Below are 17,604 nucleotides of genomic sequence, written 5' to 3'. Positions count from 1 at the left end.
TTGCGGCCATACGCTAAATAGGGTACCCCCCTATTCTACCAATCAGGAATTTTCCAACATGACCCTGTCGCACGATCACGGCCGCACGTTGGGCGCTGCCCATGACCATTTGTTTCTCGGTGAAAACCATGCTCGCAACGAGCGTCGCACCTGGCTCGTCATTGCCATCACGGCATCGATGATGGTGATCGAGATCGTTGCCGGGAATATGTTCGGCTCGATGGCGCTGGTGGCGGATGGCTGGCATATGTCCACGCATGCTGCAGCCATGCTGATCGCCGCGCTGGCCTATCTTTACGCCCGCAGGCACGCCAATAATCCGCGGTTTTCCTTCGGTACCGGCAAGCTCGGCGATCTCGCGGGCTTTGCCAGCGCGGTTGTACTGGCGCTGATCGCTCTGATGATTGCGTGGGAGAGTTTCTTGCGCCTGCGGTCGCCGGTTTCCATCAACTTCCAAGAGGCGATCTTCGTGGCCGTGGTCGGCCTGCTTGTCAATATCGTCTGCGCATGGCTTCTCAGGGACGATCACCATCATAGCCATGGCCACCACCATTCCCATGACCATGCTGGACATCATGGGGATCATCATGGGCATGGGGGCAAGGACCAGAACCTACGTGCCGCCTATGTCCATGTGCTGGCGGATGCGCTGACATCTGTTCTGGCGATAGGCGCGCTCGTGCTCGGAAGCATTTATGGCTGGCTCTGGCTTGACCCGGCCATCGGCATCGTCGGCGGTATCGTCATCGCGCGCTGGTCCTGGGTACTTGTCCGCGACAGCGGGCGCGTTCTGCTCGATTACCAGAGCGATGACGAGGACCTGCCGGAGGAGATCAAGGACATCATGACCCGCGAGGGGGCGGAGATCCTCGATCTTCACGTCTGGCAACTCGGGCCCGGCCATCACGGCGCCATCGTCTCGATCGTTACCGATAACCCGCACGCGCCGTCCTACTACCGTGAAAAACTGGCTGCGATCCACGATCTTTCGCATGTGACGGTCGAGGTCGAAGCCCGTGCGGCCTGAGTATCGCGGCGTCGTCGGGAGAGCATTCAAATGAGCCACACGATCCGGGAAAAGCAGAAACTCATCAACCGGGTGCGGCGCATCCGTGGTCAGATGGAAGGCGTCGAACGGATGCTAGAGGACGAAAAGGGCTGTGAAGAGGTTATGCAGCTGATCGCCGGCGTCCGCGGTGCGATTAATGGCCTGATGGGCGAGGTGATGGAAGATCACATCCGCATGCACCTTGCGGCAGCGGACCTCCGCCAAGCGGAGCGCGAGGAAGGCGCGGCGGAACTCATCGATGTCGTGCGCACCTATCTGAAATAGCAGCGGTAGGTGAGGGGACTTCCTCCCCCCGATACTTGCCGTCATTCTGCGGGACGGGTCGCCCCAGCCGACCTCAATGCGCAAGCGGTGTCCGCAAAGGTTGAGCGTCTTCCTGCCGGCCCTTTGTCCGGGCGTTCGCCGCATCTTCCAAGAGTTTCGCAAAATCACGCAGCGGCACCCGATCGGCGCGCAGCATCAGGCGGATCATCGGGTCTCTCAACATCTCCGACATGGTCAATTCGGCGGCGTGCATAGCGATCTCCTCGTTTGCCGAAGGGATAAACGGGGAGCATTACAACCGGGTGTCAGCCAATTGACATTACGGTGGTAAAATCGTGGCCGGAATGTTTCCGTTCGGGCACTGCCTCAGCCGACTGGCAGCGTGGGCATGCACTTCGCCCAGCCGAAACTCACAGGCGAGCGCCTAAACGGTCATATCGAGCGTCTTCTCCTTCTCGATGTAGGCTCGCTGCTGGTCGATGATATAGTCGCGGACGATCGGGGCGGCATCGCGGGAGCGGGATAGCTGCATGTGAAACACGAGCTGGCTTCCCGTGCGGAACATCATCTCGGCGCTGATCAGATAGAATTCCCACATCCGGGCGAAACGCTCGTCATAGAGGGCCACCACCTTGTCGCGGTTGGTCTCGAAGCGGGATGCCCAATGCTGCAGCGTCGTCGCGTAATGCACGCGCAGGAACTCGAGGTCGGTCACCCACAGGCTGTTGCGCTCGACGACCTCGAACACTTCCGACAGCGCCGGCGAATAGGCGCCGGGGAAGATGTATTTGCGCAGCCAGGCGCTGGCCATGCCGGGTGGGCTCATATGGCCGATGGAGTGCAGCACGGCGACACCGTCATCCGGCATCAGTGAATTCAGCTTGGCAAAGAACTCGTCGTAATGATGGACGCCGACGTGCTCGAACATGCCGACCGAGACGATGCGATCAAAGGACCCGATGACATCGCGGTAGTCGCGAAGCTCGAACGTGACGCGGTCGCCAAGGCCTGCCTTGCGTGCCCGCTCGGTGGCAAGTGCCTGCTGTTCGCGGGAAAGGGTGACGCCGAGAACCTCGATGTCTTCCAGCTTGGCGAGATAAAGCGCCAGATCGCCCCAACCGCAGCCGATATCGAGGACCTTCATGCCTGGTTTCAGACCGAGCTTGCTCGCCAGCAGCCTGAGCTTGTTGCGCTGCGCCTGCTCCAGCGTTTCGCCAGGCTCGCGGAAATAGGCGCAGGAATAGAGCATGTTTTCGTCGAGGAAGAGTTTGTAAAACTCGTTTCCGATATCGTAGTGGTGGGCGACGTTCTGTTGCGCCTGGCCCTTCCTGTTCGACTGCTGGCGCTTGCGGAACCTCATCTTGATAGTACGCAGCATTTTCTGGATCGGATAGGAGCCGAGCGACAGGCGGTTGATCGAGAACAGCGTGAGGAAGTCACGCAATGTCGATCCTTCCTCGAAGCGCATGGTGCCGTCCATATAGGCCTCGCCGGCAGCAAGTTCGGCATTAAAGACCAGTGTCCTGTAGAGTTTTTTGTCCGTCAGCCTCATCGTGACGTGGGGGCCTTCGGTGCCGGAAAATACGTGGCGCTTGCCGTCTGCGTCGATGACCGTCAGCCGGCCCTTGCGAATGAAAGCCTTCATCATATGCGAAAGCGGAAACATGCAGTTTCTCTCGTCAAATCACTGCCTCGGCTGAGTTGCCGGGCTCAATTAGTATATCCTATCATTGGGTTGACGAAAAAGGCGAGAGGTATTGCGACACAAAACCAACCTGTCGCCCGCAATGCATCTTTAGCTCAACGAACGAAGCCGGCAGCGTTTCCGCAACCGGCTTCAAGTCTCAAAATCCGGCCGAGATGCCTACTCGCTGAGGGTGTCGAAGAAATCCTTCATGCGGGCGAAGAAGCCTGTCGATTCCGGATTGTTATCCTGTGAAGAAATCTGTTCGAACTCCTGCAGCAGCTCGCGCTGACGCTTGGTGAGCTTCTGCGGGGTCTCGATCTGCACCTGGATATAAAGGTCGCCCACCTGGGCCGAGCGAAGAACGGGCATGCCCTTGGCCTTCAGGCGGAATTGCTTGCCAGCCTGCGTGCCCTCGGGAACGGTGACCCGCGACTTGGTGCCATCGAGCGTCGCCACGTCGATCGTGCCGCCTAGTGCTGCGGTCGTCATGGAAATCGGCACGGCGCAATAGAGGTCAGCCCCGTCGCGCTGGAAGAATTCGTGCGGCTTGACCGACAGGAACATGTAGAGGTCGCCGGCAGGGCCGCCACGGGTGCCGGCTTCGCCTTCGCCCTGCAGGCGGATGCGGGTGCCGTCCTCGATACCGGCCGGAATGTTGACCGACAGCGAGCGCTCTTCGGTAACGCGACCCTGGCCCTGGCACTTGATGCAGGGGTCGGAAATGATCTGGCCGCGGCCGTGGCAGGTCGGGCAGGTACGTTCGATCGAGAAGAAGCCCTGGGCTGCGCGCACGCGACCGGATCCCTGGCAGGTCGAGCAGGTCTTTGGCTGGGTGCCGGGCTTGGCGCCCGAGCCGGAACAGACGTCGCAGGTAATGGAAGTCGGAACACGGATCTGCGCGGTCTTGCCGGCAAAGGCTTCCTCGAGCGAGATTTCCATGTTGTAGCGAAGGTCGGCACCGCGTTCGCGGCCGCCGGACGAGCGCTGGCGCTGGCGCCCGCCACCCATCATTTCGCCGAAGATGTCTTCGAAGATATCGGAGAAACCGCCGCCGCCGCCCATGCCGCCGCCAGCATTGCCCATGCCGCCATGCTCAAAAGCCGCGTGACCGTATCGATCGTATGCTGCCCGCTTCTGCGGGTCCTTCAGCATTTCGTAGGCTTCGTTCAATTCCTTGAACTTGCGCTCGGCTTCATGATCACCCGGGTTCTTGTCGGGGTGATGCACCATTGCCAACTTGCGAAACGCAGATTTGAGCTCTTTGTCGTCCGCAGAGCGCGAGACACCGAGAATTTCGTAATAGTCTGCTTTAGCCATGCAGGATTAGACCCCGGAAATGGATTTCCGGCTGCCAAAAGGCAGCCGGACTTAAGTTTCCGCAAAACCGTTTCGGCTTGCGCTTGTGACTTATGCGGACTTCTTGTCGTCCTTGATTTCCTCGTAGTCGGCGTCGACGACGTGGTCGTCAGCGGCAGAGTGCCTTGCGGCATCGGCTGCAGCTGCGGCCTCATCGCCACCCTGCTGAGCTTCATAGATCGCCTGGCCGAGCTTCATGGACGCTTCCATCAAAGTCTGGGTCTTCGCCTTGATGTCCTCGGCGTCCGGCTCGGAGGCTTCGGTTGCACTCTTCAGCGCCGCAATCGCGTCGGCAATCGCCGTGCGGTCGGCTTCCGAAACCTTGTCGCCAAAGTCCTTCAGCGACTTCTCGCTGGAGTGGATCAGGCTTTCGGCCTGGTTCTTGGCTTCTACGCCGTCACGACGCTTCTTGTCGGTCTCGGCGTTGGCTTCGGCGTCCTTGACCATCTTCTCGATCTCGGCGTCGGAAAGGCCGCCCGAGGCCTGGATGCGGATCTGCTGTTCCTTGCCGGTGCCCTTGTCCTTGGCCGAAACCTGGACGATGCCGTTGGCGTCGATATCGAAGGTGACTTCGATCTGCGGTACGCCGCGCGGAGCTGGCGGCAGGCCGACGAGGTCGAACTGGCCGAGCAGCTTGTTGTCCTGCGCCATTTCGCGTTCGCCTTGGGAAACGCGGATCGTCACGGCCGACTGATTGTCGTCTGCGGTCGAGAAGGTCTGGCTCTTCTTGGTCGGGATCGTCGTGTTACGCTCGATGAGGCGCGTGAACACGCCGCCGAGGGTTTCGATGCCGAGCGACAGCGGCGTCACGTCGAGCAGCAGGACGTCCTTGACGTCGCCCTGCAGAACGCCGCCCTGGATGGCCGCGCCCATGGCAACGACTTCGTCAGGGTTGACGCCCTTGTGAGGCTCCTTGCCGAACAGCTGCTTGACGATTTCCTGAACCTTCGGCATGCGGCTCATGCCGCCGACCAGAACGACTTCGTCGATCTCGGCTGCGGTTACGCCGGCATCCTTAAGGGCTGCCTTGCATGGCGCAACTGTACGCTGGACCAGATCGTCGACCAGGCTTTCCAGCTTGGCGCGCGTCAGCTTCAGCGTCAGATGCTTCGGGCCGGTTGCGTCGGCGGTGATGAAGGGCAGGTTGATTTCGGTCTGCTGCGACGAGGACAGTTCGATCTTGGCTTTTTCAGCGGCTTCCTTCAGGCGCTGCAGTGCAAGCTTGTCGCCCTTCAGGTCGATCCCGTTGTCCTTCTTGAACTCGGCTGCCAGATATTCAACCAGGCGCATGTCGAAGTCTTCGCCGCCGAGGAAGGTGTCGCCGTTGGTCGACTTCACTTCGAAGACGCCATCACCGATTTCGAGGATCGAGATATCGAAGGTACCACCACCCAAGTCGTACACGGCAATGGTCTTGCCTTCCTTCTTGTCGAGACCGTAGGCGAGCGCTGCTGCCGTCGGCTCGTTGATGATGCGCAGGACTTCGAGGCCGGCGATGCGGCCTGCATCCTTGGTGGCCTGACGCTGCGCGTCGTTGAAGTAGGCTGGTACGGTGATGACGGCCTGGGTGACCTTCTCGCCGAGATAGGCTTCAGCCGTTTCCTTCATCTTCTGAAGGATCATCGCGGAAATCTGTGCAGGGGAATAGCCCTTGCCGTTGGCTTCGACCCATGCGTCGCCATTATCGCCCTTGACGATATTGAACGGGACGAGGTCCTTGTCCTTGCCAACAGTCGGATCTTCGAAGCGGCGGCCGATCAGGCGCTTGACAGCGAAGAGTGTGTTCGTTGGGTTGGTCACCGCCTGGCGCTTGGCCGGCTGACCGACGAGGCGTTCGCCGTCTTCGGAGAAAGCCACCATCGATGGGGTCGTACGCGCGCCTTCTGCGTTCTCGATGACCTTGGCGTCCTTCCCGTCCATGACGGATACGCAGGAATTCGTCGTTCCAAGGTCGATACCAATTACTTTTGCCATGTCATTCTCTCCATTGAAGCAGACTGTCGAAACCCCTGTCAGGCATTTCTGGGACAGCCCCTTACGGGATAGTCTTGCGGTTTGCGCAGTCTTAGCTGCGGTGATGTCGGCTATATAAGTAGCGATTTTGCGGACTGCAAGGCTGGAAATGAAGCGGAATCCGGCAAAGCCCATGCTTTATTTCAAGGTGTTGCAGCTTCTGGCGGCAACCCCGGAAAGAGGCGTGAACCCGCATCAGACCAGCCCTTGGTCCATCCTGCAAGTGGCAACGGTCAAATCAAACGTCAAGGGGTGTTATCGGCCCATGAGATAGTCGAGCAGGGTGGTTCGGCGAGGGCGCGCATCGGACGGCGATTCGCCGATATCGGCGGGCGGCGTCGGGCTTTGCGAGGCATAGGGGTTGCTGTCCGCGCCGGGTCCGACCGGCGGCATGTCGACAGGCTCGTCGTTGTTGGCGATAGCAGCCGGTGCCTGCTGCGGCACAGCAGCGGGTCTTGCCGACACTGCCGGATTGACCGGCGCTGGAGGATAGGTGCCGGCTGGAGAATTCGCTGGCGTCTTCGGGGGAATGTTGCCGGTTGTCGGGCCGCCGAGCACCCCGGAGATGATGCCCGAGATCGTCGACTGGTCGCCGGCATCGCCGCCGGACTGCGCCATCGGCATGCTGCCGTCGATCACCTGGCCGCCGCCGAACAGCGGTGCTTGCGTCAGGCCCTTGTGGGCAGCGATCATGAATTCCTTCCACGCCTTTGCCGGCAGGCTGCCGCCGGTGACCTTCTTCATCGACTTGCCGTCGTCGTTGCCAAACCAGACGCCTGTCGTAAAGTCGTTGGTGAAGCCTACGAACAGCGCGTCGCGGAAGGATTGCGTCGTGCCGGACTTGCCGGCCGTCTGCCAGCCCGGAATCCGGGCCGCCTTGCCTGTGCCCGATGCCATGACGCCTTCCATCATGTAGTTCATGTTGGTAACGACGCTCGGGCTGAGGACGCGGGGCGGATCGCTGAAATTCGCGGTATAAAGCACCTTGCCGGAGGCGGACGTCACCTTGGTGATGACGTGCGGTGTGGCCTTGTAGCCACCGTTCATGAAGGCCGCATAGGAGGATGTCAGCTCCAGCAGCGACACTTCGGATGTTCCAAGCGCGATCGAGGCATTGTCCTGCAGTTCTGAATCGATGCCGAGGCGATGGGCAAGCTTGATCACGTTCGGCGGGCCGACCTCCATCACCAGCTGGGCTGCAATGGTGTTGAGAGAATGGGCAAGGGCAGTCGCCAGCGTCACGACGCCGGAATATTTCTGCTCGTAGTTTTCCGGCGTCCAGTTGCCGATCTTGATGGGCGCATCATTGCGCACGGATGTCGGCGTCAGGCCCATTTCCATCGCCGCAGCGTAAACGAATGGTTTGAAGGCCGATCCCGGCTGGCGCTTGGCGGTGACGGCTCGGTTGTACTGGCTTTCTGCATAGTCGCGACCGCCGACCATGGCGCGGATGGCGCCTGTTCCGTCGACCGAGATCAACGCTGCCTGCGAGGCATCTAGCCTTTTACCATCGTGATCGAGCACATCGCCCAGCGCCTGCTCGGCCTTGGCCTCCATCGCCATGTCGATGGTGGTCTCGACGACGACATCTTCCTTGATCGGGCCGATCAGGCCCGGCAGCTGGTCCATCACCATGTCGGCCGCATAATTCTGGGCGCCATTCCAGAAACTCTTGGCGCGGGTCGGAGGGGCTGCCAGTGCCGTCTTGATATCGGCATCTGTGACATAACCCTGGTCGCGCATCGCCTGCAGCACGACTTGCTGGCGAGCATGGGCTGCCGCTGGATCACGTATCGGCGACAGTTTCGAGGGCGCCTTGACGAGGCCGGCGAGCATAGCGGCTTCGCCCAGGTTCACATCACGGGCGGATTTGTTGAAATAGCGCCGCGAGGCGGCCTCGACGCCAAAGGCATTCGAGCCGAAGAACACGCGGTTGAGGTACATCGCAAGGATCTGGTCCTTGGTGTAGGTGTGCTCCAGCCAGAGGGCGAGCAACACCTCCTGGACCTTGCGCTCCATCGTTCGGTCGGGTGACAGGAAGAGGTTCTTGGCGAGTTGCTGCGTCAGGGTCGACCCACCCTGAACCGTGTGGCCGGTCAACAGGTTGGTCGTGAACGCGCGGGCGAGACCAATGGGGTCGACGCCGAAATGCGAATAGAACCGCCGGTCCTCGATGGCGACGATGGCCTCGGGGATGAAGGGCGACATGTCCTCGAGGGCAAGCGCCTCGCCGCCGGTGGCGCCGCGGTTGGCAAGCGACGTCCCGTCCATGGCGTTTATCTTGACGTTGGGCGGGCGGGCCGGGATCTGCCACGTGCTGGCGCTCGGCATGCGCGACCCATAGTAGAGAACGATGCCGGCAACGCCGATGCCGCCCCACAGGGCCAGCACCAGACACCAGTATATAAGCCGTCGGATCAGGCCAATGAAGCCGAGGCCTTCGCGGCGCTGCGCTCTGTTGCGGCCTCCGCCACGCCCGCTCCGGGCAGTCTTTCGACCCTTGGGATATTTTTCGCGCGCCTTGCCGGAGCCCTTAGCGGGCGAGCCACCGACTATGCGATCGTCGGCGTCGATTGTCAGCTCGTCGTCATCGCGGTCGGACTTGCCGGCGAAGGACGGTTCGATGCGCTGACCTGATCTGCCTTTTCCTGCCATTGCGGACCGGTCAACCCTTCGGTGATGATGCTGCACGCGGGCCGACAGGCAAAGTCCCTGCAAAAAGGTGCCCCACGACCCAGCTGTCGGTTGAACTTTAAATGCGGCGATTTAAGGGGATGTTAAAGGCGGCACGGGTTTTCCATATCCCGATCAACAGTTTGTGGTCGGATGTGTACTATTTGATCGGCAAGCCGAAATCCGCTCTTCATCGATGCCTCTACCTCTCCGCGCAATGAACGCTCCCGTTCTGTGTCGGAGAGTCAATATCTTTGAGCGCGGCCCCACTCGACTTCCTGCATGTTCGATGTTTCATTTGTATTCTGTGGAGCCGAGGGGGCGGTCGATGAGTATCGAGTGGGACGAGCGTAAGGCGAGGCGGGCGCAACTGCACAAGTTTGCTGCGGCTCTGGCAATAACCTGCATGATTGCGGCACTCCCCATTCTCGTCGTCGGGATGCGGATCGGTTTGTAGTTTTCACTGGCGCTGCAGGGTGCAGACATCTTTGCGGTGCCTTATAGCTTCCGTCCGTGCATGCATTCGTATCTCCGAGACCTGACACTTCATCTCTTCGTTGTGGAACACAAAGGCTGCTCGCGCATTTGGTAAGCGACTGCATATTTTTTGTTCAATGAGGGATCGATTATGAAGATTTTTGCCACAGCGTTTCTGACTGCGTCCATGGCGATAGGTTCGCTGTTTGCCGTATCCGCTCCGGTAGCTGCCGCTCCGTTGGCTCCAGTCCAGATCACACAGTCGTCCGACGTGGTGCAGGTCCGCGACGAACGCTGGCGCCACAATCGCCATGAGCGAAGGAACTGGCGTCACGATCGTCGTGAATTCCGCCATGGTCGCGGAGAGTGGCGTCGTGATCGCGGCTACCACAACCGTCGCGAATGGCATCGCCATCACCGCCGCAACGGCGTCATCATCCGCCTGTAACAAGTCTGAAAAGAGCCCTTCGGGGCTCTTTTCTCGTTATGCGCAGGCTCATTCCAGATTCCTTATACAAGGCGGAACGAATGGCAGGCGGTGTCGTTAGTCTAGGTGCCGCTAATTGATGAAGGAGAAATCCATGCCTAATCGCGATCCTCTTCCACAGCCAGACGCCGAGACGCCACGCGGTCCTACGTTTACGCCGGGTATCCCCGACCGCACGCAGGAAAAGCCGGCGGTCCCGCCGATTATCCAACCGGAAGACGACCTGAACCCGAACGATCCCGTCGCTGCAACAATCCGGCCCACGCCGGATGCCGCGATCTGACTGTCGATCGATAAAATTAGCCTATTCGTCGGGCGGCGCACGCGCCGCCCGACCCACGTCTGGACAGCAATCGTGCTGGCCCCAAGGGCCCGGAAACAATTTTTGCACTGCAAAAATCAACAACTGCATTGCACATCTCACGCCCCTCTGTATTTTTGGCATGAGTTGGCGTCCTGTTTGGACTACCGCCGTTGCAGCACCGTCCTGCTCCCCAAGAGGTCTATGTCACCATGATCGTGAAAATTGCCAACCTGTTCGTCGCAGGTTCCTTGTCCCTGTGCGCCCTCTCAGCACCGGCATATTCCGCCGAGCTTCGTTCGGCAACCAAAGCTGAAATCGTCAAGCACCTCGGTCCTAACGCTGCAGGCAAGACCAATGCCAACGGCTTCACCTACAAGGAAGGCAGCAGCAAGGGTTACAAGGTGTCGAACGGCAGCATTTGCATCCGGTCGCCAAATGGCAGCACCGGTTGCGCCAAGATCCTGACAGATGGGACCAACTTCAAGATGCTGACCGCCGATGGCGCAAGAGGCAATTTCTAAGGCCAACATTTCAGCCGCACATCTTTGCCATCTGGTCCTTCGGATGACCAAGCGTTGCTGCCCGGCTCCCCCGTATTTCACCGGTTGTGTTTTTATCGGGACTAATGGACAATGTCGCCTGCGCGTCATCGAGGAGGATGACGCTCAAGCATAGGTCAGGAGGAGACAGGCTCATGCGACACGTTAAATGGAGCAATCCGGTAGAGGTGGGTTTCAGCCAGGATGACGCCCGGGTGATCAGTGGTCCATCCGATGCGTTGCACTGCCTGATGGACATGTGGCCTGATCGGCGCGGGCCTCTTTATGTGGCTGCGCGCAGCGTCTGCCGTGCTGCGATAGCAGGCCGGCGGTCAGCCGAGGAAGCTCGTGAGATCTTCATGTCGGCAACGCGCGAAGCAGACCTGACAACTCACTGAAACGGCCGCAAGCTGACGCGCCCTGCTGGTCAGGTGGGACAGGAGGCCTCAGAGAGACCTCCTGCATCTTCAATGCTCAATTGTGCGACGAGTGCGGCTCGTTGCAGGCAGGGCCGGCGTCCGGGCACACTATGACCTGACCATCATTACGACGAATGACGCGCGGCGGCTCGCTCCTGCTCGGCTGCTGAGCCTGGGGCTGTGGTTGCGGGCGAGGGGCCTCGGGCTGAGCACGCGGCGGCGGCGGAGCAGGCTGCTGCGGAGGCTGCGGCGGCTGCGGCTGAGCCTGTGGAGGCTGCTGACGCGGCGGCTGGCCCTGGGGAGGCTGGTCGCGCTGCGGGCGTTGCTGCTGCTGGGGTTGCTGCTGATCTTGCTGATCCTGCTGCTGGCGCCTGCGCGGCGGCTGGTTGTTGTCGCCGTCGAAGTTGCCCTGGTCGGGGTCGCCATAGCGCTGACCAGCGTCGCCATCGCCATAACGCGGACGGTGGCGGGGGGGCGGGTTGTCATCGCCCTGGTAATTGCCGTCGTAGTCCGGCTGACGCTGGTGGCGCCGCTGCCAATTTCCCTGGTCTTCGTCCTGCGGATCGTAAACCGGCGGCGGTGGTGGCCGGCGATAGATCGGCTGGCCGCCATTGCGCTGCCAGTCCGGACCCTGCGCCCAGCGATCACGGTCGCGGTAGAAATCCCGGCCGCGATAGTTGCGGTCCCAGTAGTTGTCGAGATCGAAGGTGATTGTCGGGATGCCGAGCGGACGATAATACTGCGGACCGACATAGATACGCCGCTGCTGGTATACCGCCTGGACGTAACGACCTGCGACCCAACCGCGACCGCCGTCAAACGAGACGTCGCACCAGGGAAGGTCTGCAAGGCAGCCGTTTATCCTGAGTGGAGCGCCGATCGGGATGAGCGTGACAGCCGGATAGGCAGTGCTCGGTCCGGAACGCATGTTGACGTTCGCCGTCGAGAAGCCCGAGGCAGCCTCGGCGATCGCCGGCAAGGCCAACACGCTGCCCAAGGCTGCGGTGGCCAGAAGTAGTTTCCTCATGTGTCTCCTCCGTGGGACGTCTTGCAGCAATGATTCGCGGGCTGCTTTCTCTCGTCTTGTAAGAATAGATGCATGAACGTAACTTGAACGCTGAATAGCACTGCCATCTTGAAATGTGCCCCCTGCCAAACCATTTATTCTGGAGCCACATAGCGACGAAAAAGCCCGGGGAGCAACGCTCCCAGCGGCAGCGGCGGGACAGCGTTAACCTTTTGTTAACCTATCGCGCCCAGACTGTGTGCAAATCTGCTTTCGCTTTGACCACGGATGTACTGGCATTGTTTCGAAGCAGGTGACGAAAGGCCGGATCGTTCCGGCCTTTTTGTCGTTTTGGCGCATGTCGTATCCCGCTATATTGTCTCGACAATCCAACCCCTGAAATTGCCTCCCCCAAAACGAAACCGCCGCAGGCGGTGCTGCGGCGGTTTCAATGTGCATAAAACGTTGGGCGGCGACGCCCTGGTAGAAGCTTACATCTTCTTCGAGGCCAGGGTTACCGGGGTGACCTTGTCCGGGCTGGCTGGGACATAGCCTGCACCGATCGCAACGTTCAGCGACACATAGTCGGCTGCACTGGTCTGCACGGCAGCTGCAAGGCTTTCCTGTGCGGATGTGACCTGAAGCTGCGCAGTGATGACGTCGAGCAGCGACGATGCGCCATCCTTGTAGCTGGCAGTCGAAAGCTGCAGCGCTTCGCGGTAGGATTTGACCTGCGCACGGAGCGCCGAGATCGTCTGTGCATCGCGGGTAACGGCCGAAAGCGCGTTCTCGACATCCTCGACAGCCGACAACACCGTGGACTTCCAGGAGAGGTAGGCTGCACGGGCATTCGATTCGGCGATCTTGACATTGGCGCGCAACAGGCCGCCGTCGAAGATCGGCAGGTTGAGCGTCGGGCCGAACGACCAGGTGGTGAGGCCACCCTTCGTGCCGCCGGATTTGATGTAGGAAGGCGAGATAGAACCGCTCAGCGAAATGCTTGGATAGAGCTGCGCTTCGGCAACGCCGATTTGGGCGGTAGCTGCTGCCAGCTGACGTTCGGCCTTGCGGATATCGGGACGGTTACGGACGAGATCGGCCGGAACGCCTGTTGTCACATTGCCACGGAAGACAGGCTGTCCGGTCGACGACTGCATTTCGGCAATGACGGTGGCCGAAGGCACGTTCAGCAGGCTAGCAATGTGATGCACCTGCTTGCGGAAGGCGATTTCGTTCGGCGGCAGCTCCGCGAGCGACGAGTTGACGAGACCCTCGGCCTGAACGACGTCCAGACGTGATGCGGCGCCGGCCTGCAGCTGGAACTTCGTCAGTTCGAGCGTTTCGCGGCGGGACTTGAGGTTCTCGTTGGCGACGCCGATTAGCGCCTGATAATAACGGGCTGTGATGTAGCTGGTCACCAGATCCTGGAGATAGGCCAGACGGGTCACATCGACGGTGGCATAGGCTGCATCGAGCGTATCGAGTGCGCCTTCGCGGGCACGACGATATTGTCCGAACAGATCGAGAAGCCAGGAGGCCGTCAATTCGCCGCTGCTGGTGTGCTGCGTCGCCTGCTCGGTACGGAGCTTGCCCTTCTGGCCGCTCACCGTCTGCGCCGCAGTGCCTGTCAAGCTGGGGAGACCCCCTGCGCCGGCAACCGTGACGTCGCCTTCATAAGCGACCGTGGCTTCGATCGACGACAGGATGGAAACGTTCTGGGCGAGGCCTATGTTGACCAGACCGTTGAGCTTGGTGTCATGGTAGTCCATCCACCACTTGCGGCTCGAAACGTCATCGTTCGACTTCGTGCCGCCTTCCGAGAATTTCGCCGGAAGAGGCATCACCGGCGGCTTATGATCTGGGCCGCTGACGCAACCTGCCAGGATAAGCAGCAGGGCAGGAGCAGCTGTACGAATGGAAACCATCACTTTATTTCCCACAATTCTAATTACTATCAGTGCGTTAACGAAGTTTTCATAACTCCGTGTCAATATCGTACACATTCACGGTCCGCAAACGGGTAGTCGAAAGTCGCGACAATCTAGCAACGGCGATTGCAAGATCACAGCCCCTCTGCCAGATTCTCAGGCGTGATTGATCACACAGAGGTGTGAAACCGCGTCTTGCAGGGACGAATTTTTTCAAGTGTTGCAAAAAGCATACCCTGTCCGCCGGTCGCCGCGACCGTTTCGGGTCGACTCGCGTTGCCATTTGGCTCGGACAATAACGGTCGCAAAATTGCAAGACCGTTCATGCTGATTTCGGAAAATAGCTGGCCAAGCTTGCGCGAACCCGTGCCAGCGGGCTCTCGCCACGATTGTCGGGGACAAAGCGTGTGGCCGTTATTGCCTCGTAAGCCGCGATGTAGACCTTCGAGGTCTGTTCCACCAATTCCAGAGGAATTTCAGGTATTTCGTCCCGATACGGGTCGCAACGCTCGGCGACCCAGCTACGGACGAAGTCCTTGTCGAAGCTTGCCGGGCGGGTCCCCTTCTCGAAGCTTTCCTGATAGCTGTCGGCAATCCAGTAGCGGCTGCTGTCCGGGGTGTGGATCTCGTCGGCGAGAATGATGGTGCCGGCCTCGTCTACCCCGAACTCGTACTTCGTATCGACCAGGATAAGACCGCGTTCGAGCGCCATCTGCTGGCCTCGTGCAAAGAGCGCAAAGGCATACTCCGACAGCGTCTTCCACTGCAGTTCGGTCAGCAATCCGCCCTCGATAATTTCGGTGGGCGTCAGCGGCGCGTCGTGACCGCCGTCGAATTCCTTGCTGGTGGGTGTGATGATCGGCTGCGGCAGGATCTGGTTGTCACGCATGCCGTCGGGCAGCGTCGTGCCATACATGGTTCGCTCGCCTTTCTTGTAGAGCGTCAGAATGGATGTGCCCGTGGTGCCTGCCAAGTAACCGCGAACAACAATCTCGACGGGGAGGATGTCCAGCCGCTTGCCGACGACGACGTTCGGATCGGGATAGGCAACAACGTGGTTAGGGCAGATGTCCTTGGTCGCCTCGAACCAGTAGCGCGCTGTCTCGGTCAGCACCTGGCCCTTGTAGGGAATGCAGGTGAGGATACGGTCGAATGCGCTCAGCCGGTCCGTGCTGATGATGATGCGGTTGCCGTCGGGCAAGTCGTAGTTTTCCCGCACCTTGCCGCGATAATAGTTCGGCAGTTCAGGAAAATGGGCTTCTGAAAGGATGCGCAAGGGGACCACCAATCGGCTGGGCATCCGGTTTCAGGATGCGCGTTGTCCGCCGATCCATAAATTGCCAGTCGCCGATGTCAACCGCGATCGCTGCGTTGCGGGCAGAACGACAGCCTCAGGACGAGGCCGGCCGCTGCCAGCCGCCGCCGTCTGCCGGCTCGAGGAGAGGCGTCGCCAGGACGCCGACAACCCGCTCTGTCCATTTCCGATCGAGCGCGCCGAGACGCTGCCGCCAGCGCTCCGACTGCAGCATCGCCGCGCCAATCACAACCGGTTCGACGCCGCATAAGGTCATCAGCTCGAGGCCGGCGGCGATCGAGGTTCCGCTGGAGATGACGTCGTCGACCAGGGCCACGCGCTTGCCTTCGATCAACGGCAGAAGGCGAGGGTCTATGAACAGGCGTTTCCGATCAGACGTGGTGATAGAAGACATATCCACCGAAAATTCGTCGCGGTACCAGAATTTTCGCGACGTCCCGAGGGGGACATACCTGCTGTGGCCGAGTTGGCGGGCAAGGGCGGAGGCGAGCGTCAGTCCGAGTGTCGGCAGGCCGACAACGATATCGATGGCAAAGCCGCAAAGCCGGGCGGCAAGCGCCCTTGCCAACGCATCCTGCACAGCAAAGCTTGCCTGATTGATGATCAACGAGGCCAGTGCGTGGTGGCCATCGGCAAGCACGCGGATCGGCAGCCTGATCCGACCGCCGTCGAAAGCGGCGCTGTAGCTGTCGTGGAAAGGCCCGGCGATCTCGGGGCCGGGTGGATCGATCTGCTGCCAGAAGTCTTCGGGCTGCATCATGGTCTAGCGTCTCCGGCCGGGTTCGCTGCGCTTTTCCATGCCGCTTGCCTGCCTCAGCCCTCGAACCTCTGTCTCCGTCAGGGCTCGCACATTGCCCTTGGGAAGATCCCCGAGTTGCAAATCCCCGAAACTGACGCGCACCAGCCGCAGGCAGGCAACGCCGAGAACATCGAGCATCCGGCGGATCTGGCGGTTGCGCCCCTGTCGCAGCTCCACCTCGATCCAGGCATTGCGATCTCCATGGCGCAGCACCTTCGCCGAGCTCGCCGTAAGCCATTCACCGTCCGAGGTGACGCCGGAGATCATCCGCGCCAGCTGCGTTTCGTCCATCTGCTGGTCGATCTGCACATGATAGGTTTTTGCGACATGGGTGATGGGATCGAGCAGCGCCTGTGCCAGAACGGTATCGTTGGTGAAGAGCAGCAGCCCTTCGCTGGCCTTGTCGAGCCGGCCGACCGGTGAAAGATGCGGGACGTCGAAGGTTTTCAGGCAATCATAGACCGTCGGCCTGCCCTCGGGATCGTGGCGCGTGGTCACCAGGCCGCGCGGCTTGTTGAGCATGAGATAGACTTTCGTCTCTGCCACCACGGCGATTCCATCGACGGCAATCTGCGTGTGGTCGAGATCGACCCAGGCGGCGGTGTCCGTGACGGTGCGGCCGTCGACACTGACACGGCCTTCGGAAATCAGTGCTTCTGCCTGGGTTCGCGAACAATAGCCGAGCTTCGAAAGTGCCCGGGGTAGCGTCACCCTTTTGCCGTCCGTTGTCTCGCGATTTTTGCCGCCACGGTCATGTCGTTGCGGAGATTGCCTTTGGCTCACCGGTCCGTCCTGCACTTGGTATCTTTGCAGCCGGTTTGGCATGTCAGGCGGTTACATGCAAACGGTGCGGGCGGGCAGCGGCAGGGAAGCAACCACTCACATGGATCCCGCCCGTATCAGTGATGACTGAGAAAGCCTTCGAGGTCCTCGCGGCTCACCTCCACGCCGGCGGCAGCCAATGCCGGGTCCGGGTGGGAATAGATGAGGTTCGGAATGTCGGGAAGTTCGAGTGCCTGCCGCATGCTCATGATGCCGACTGCCCGGCTGATGCCCGACTTTACGACGCTGACTTCGACGATACTTTCCGGTCTGGCAGTCTGCATGATTTCCTCCCGCGCATTTTTTTATCGTTAGGCCCCGAATTGCGTTGTATAAGCCATCAGTAAATCACGGATTGCACACAATACAAAGGCCTGCCGCATGGGCAGGCCTCGTTTTGGTCATTTATACCTTCGATTTACACCGAAGTCCGGTTAGCGCCACCA

Annotated in this window: 19 protein-coding genes (1 of these 19 only partly in view); 7 read left to right on the top strand and 12 right to left on the bottom strand. The window is 60.3% G+C overall.

The features are described from left to right. Positions 1 to 58: 58 nt before the first annotated feature. Complete coding sequence (gene dmeF, locus J5289_RS17320) at positions 59 to 1,027, top strand: CDF family Co(II)/Ni(II) efflux transporter DmeF (protein ID WP_209182214.1); 969 nt, start codon at positions 59 to 61, stop codon at positions 1,025 to 1,027. A gap of 30 nt (positions 1,028 to 1,057) precedes the next feature. Then, entirely contained in the window at positions 1,058 to 1,333 is a 276-nt protein-coding gene (locus tag J5289_RS17315; protein ID WP_111220898.1) for a metal/formaldehyde-sensitive transcriptional repressor, read from the top strand. 73 nt (positions 1,334 to 1,406) lie between these two features. Here J5289_RS17315 and J5289_RS17310 read toward each other — a convergent pair whose 3' ends face one another. The 5 genes from J5289_RS17310 to J5289_RS17290 form a co-directional block, all read right to left on the bottom strand. Then, positions 1,407 to 1,586: a hypothetical protein gene (locus J5289_RS17310; protein WP_209182216.1), complete on the bottom strand. Its 180-nt coding sequence runs from the start codon at positions 1,584 to 1,586 to the stop codon at positions 1,407 to 1,409. A gap of 171 nt (positions 1,587 to 1,757) precedes the next feature. Continuing rightward, positions 1,758 to 2,999 carry a cyclopropane-fatty-acyl-phospholipid synthase family protein gene (locus J5289_RS17305; protein ID WP_209182218.1) on the bottom strand — a complete coding sequence of 414 codons (1,242 nt, stop codon included), beginning with the start codon at positions 2,997 to 2,999 and terminating at the stop codon, positions 1,758 to 1,760. Positions 3,000 to 3,197: 198 nt separating this feature from the next. Beyond that, entirely contained in the window at positions 3,198 to 4,337 is a 1,140-nt protein-coding gene (dnaJ, locus tag J5289_RS17300) for a molecular chaperone DnaJ (protein ID WP_209182220.1), read from the bottom strand. 90 nt (positions 4,338 to 4,427) lie between these two features. Beyond that, complete coding sequence (gene dnaK, locus J5289_RS17295; RefSeq protein WP_142831477.1) at positions 4,428 to 6,350, bottom strand: molecular chaperone DnaK; 1,923 nt, start codon at positions 6,348 to 6,350, stop codon at positions 4,428 to 4,430. 294 nt (positions 6,351 to 6,644) lie between these two features. Then, a complete protein-coding gene (locus tag J5289_RS17290; RefSeq protein ID WP_209182226.1) occupies positions 6,645 to 9,044 on the bottom strand; it encodes a transglycosylase domain-containing protein in 2,400 nt (799 codons plus the stop codon). Positions 9,045 to 9,390: 346 nt separating this feature from the next. Here J5289_RS17290 and J5289_RS29250 point away from each other — a divergent pair, with 346 nt between their 5' ends. The 5 genes from J5289_RS29250 to J5289_RS17270 all read left to right on the top strand — a co-directional run bounded on the left by J5289_RS29250 (position 9,391) and on the right by J5289_RS17270 (position 11,267). After that, positions 9,391 to 9,519, top strand: coding sequence for a hypothetical protein (locus tag J5289_RS29250; RefSeq protein WP_257623386.1), 129 nt, complete (start codon positions 9,391 to 9,393; stop codon positions 9,517 to 9,519). 171 nt (positions 9,520 to 9,690) lie between these two features. Further along, the gene (locus tag J5289_RS17285) at positions 9,691 to 9,987 is read left to right on the top strand and encodes a hypothetical protein (protein WP_209182228.1); all 297 of its coding nucleotides are present in this window, start codon (positions 9,691 to 9,693) and stop codon (positions 9,985 to 9,987) included. 133 nt (positions 9,988 to 10,120) lie between these two features. Continuing rightward, positions 10,121 to 10,309: a hypothetical protein gene (locus tag J5289_RS17280; protein ID WP_224129845.1), complete on the top strand. Its 189-nt coding sequence runs from the start codon at positions 10,121 to 10,123 to the stop codon at positions 10,307 to 10,309. A gap of 230 nt (positions 10,310 to 10,539) precedes the next feature. Next, positions 10,540 to 10,851: a hypothetical protein gene (locus J5289_RS17275; RefSeq protein ID WP_142831473.1), complete on the top strand. Its 312-nt coding sequence runs from the start codon at positions 10,540 to 10,542 to the stop codon at positions 10,849 to 10,851. Positions 10,852 to 11,024: 173 nt separating this feature from the next. Continuing rightward, positions 11,025 to 11,267 carry a DUF982 domain-containing protein gene (locus J5289_RS17270; protein WP_142831472.1) on the top strand — a complete coding sequence of 81 codons (243 nt, stop codon included), beginning with the start codon at positions 11,025 to 11,027 and terminating at the stop codon, positions 11,265 to 11,267. 76 nt (positions 11,268 to 11,343) lie between these two features. Here J5289_RS17270 and J5289_RS17265 read toward each other — a convergent pair whose 3' ends face one another. The 7 genes from J5289_RS17265 to J5289_RS17235 form a co-directional block, all read right to left on the bottom strand. Then, on the bottom strand, positions 11,344 to 12,315 hold the full coding sequence (locus J5289_RS17265; RefSeq protein ID WP_209207654.1) for an SH3 domain-containing protein: 972 nt from the start codon (positions 12,313 to 12,315) through the stop codon (positions 11,344 to 11,346). Positions 12,316 to 12,785: 470 nt separating this feature from the next. Beyond that, positions 12,786 to 14,219, bottom strand: a complete 1,434-nt coding sequence (locus tag J5289_RS17260) for an efflux transporter outer membrane subunit (protein ID WP_209182232.1) — start codon at positions 14,217 to 14,219, stop codon at positions 12,786 to 12,788. A gap of 325 nt (positions 14,220 to 14,544) precedes the next feature. After that, entirely contained in the window at positions 14,545 to 15,498 is a 954-nt protein-coding gene (locus J5289_RS17255; RefSeq protein WP_209182234.1) for a phosphoribosylaminoimidazolesuccinocarboxamide synthase, read from the bottom strand. Between the two features lie 115 nt (positions 15,499 to 15,613). Beyond that, the gene (locus J5289_RS17250) at positions 15,614 to 16,294 is read right to left on the bottom strand and encodes a phosphoribosyltransferase (RefSeq protein ID WP_209182244.1); all 681 of its coding nucleotides are present in this window, start codon (positions 16,292 to 16,294) and stop codon (positions 15,614 to 15,616) included. 6 nt (positions 16,295 to 16,300) lie between these two features. After that, positions 16,301 to 17,119: a pseudouridine synthase gene (locus tag J5289_RS17245; RefSeq protein WP_374108257.1), complete on the bottom strand. Its 819-nt coding sequence runs from the start codon at positions 17,117 to 17,119 to the stop codon at positions 16,301 to 16,303. Positions 17,120 to 17,235: 116 nt separating this feature from the next. Further along, positions 17,236 to 17,442 carry a hypothetical protein gene (locus J5289_RS17240; RefSeq protein WP_209182238.1) on the bottom strand — a complete coding sequence of 69 codons (207 nt, stop codon included), beginning with the start codon at positions 17,440 to 17,442 and terminating at the stop codon, positions 17,236 to 17,238. 150 nt (positions 17,443 to 17,592) lie between these two features. Further along, a protein-coding gene (locus J5289_RS17235; RefSeq protein WP_209182239.1) for a hypothetical protein crosses the window boundary here: on the bottom strand, positions 17,593 to 17,604 show its final stretch. It continues 330 nt past the right edge of the window; the window shows 12 of its 342 coding nt (coding positions 331–342); its start codon lies beyond the right edge, outside the window; it ends in the stop codon at positions 17,593 to 17,595.

It is taken from the genome of Rhizobium sp. B230/85, from assembly GCF_019355735.1.
GTDB lineage: Bacteria > Pseudomonadota > Alphaproteobacteria > Rhizobiales > Rhizobiaceae > Rhizobium > Rhizobium rhododendri.
This window is presented reverse-complemented; position numbering and strand designations above follow the sequence as displayed.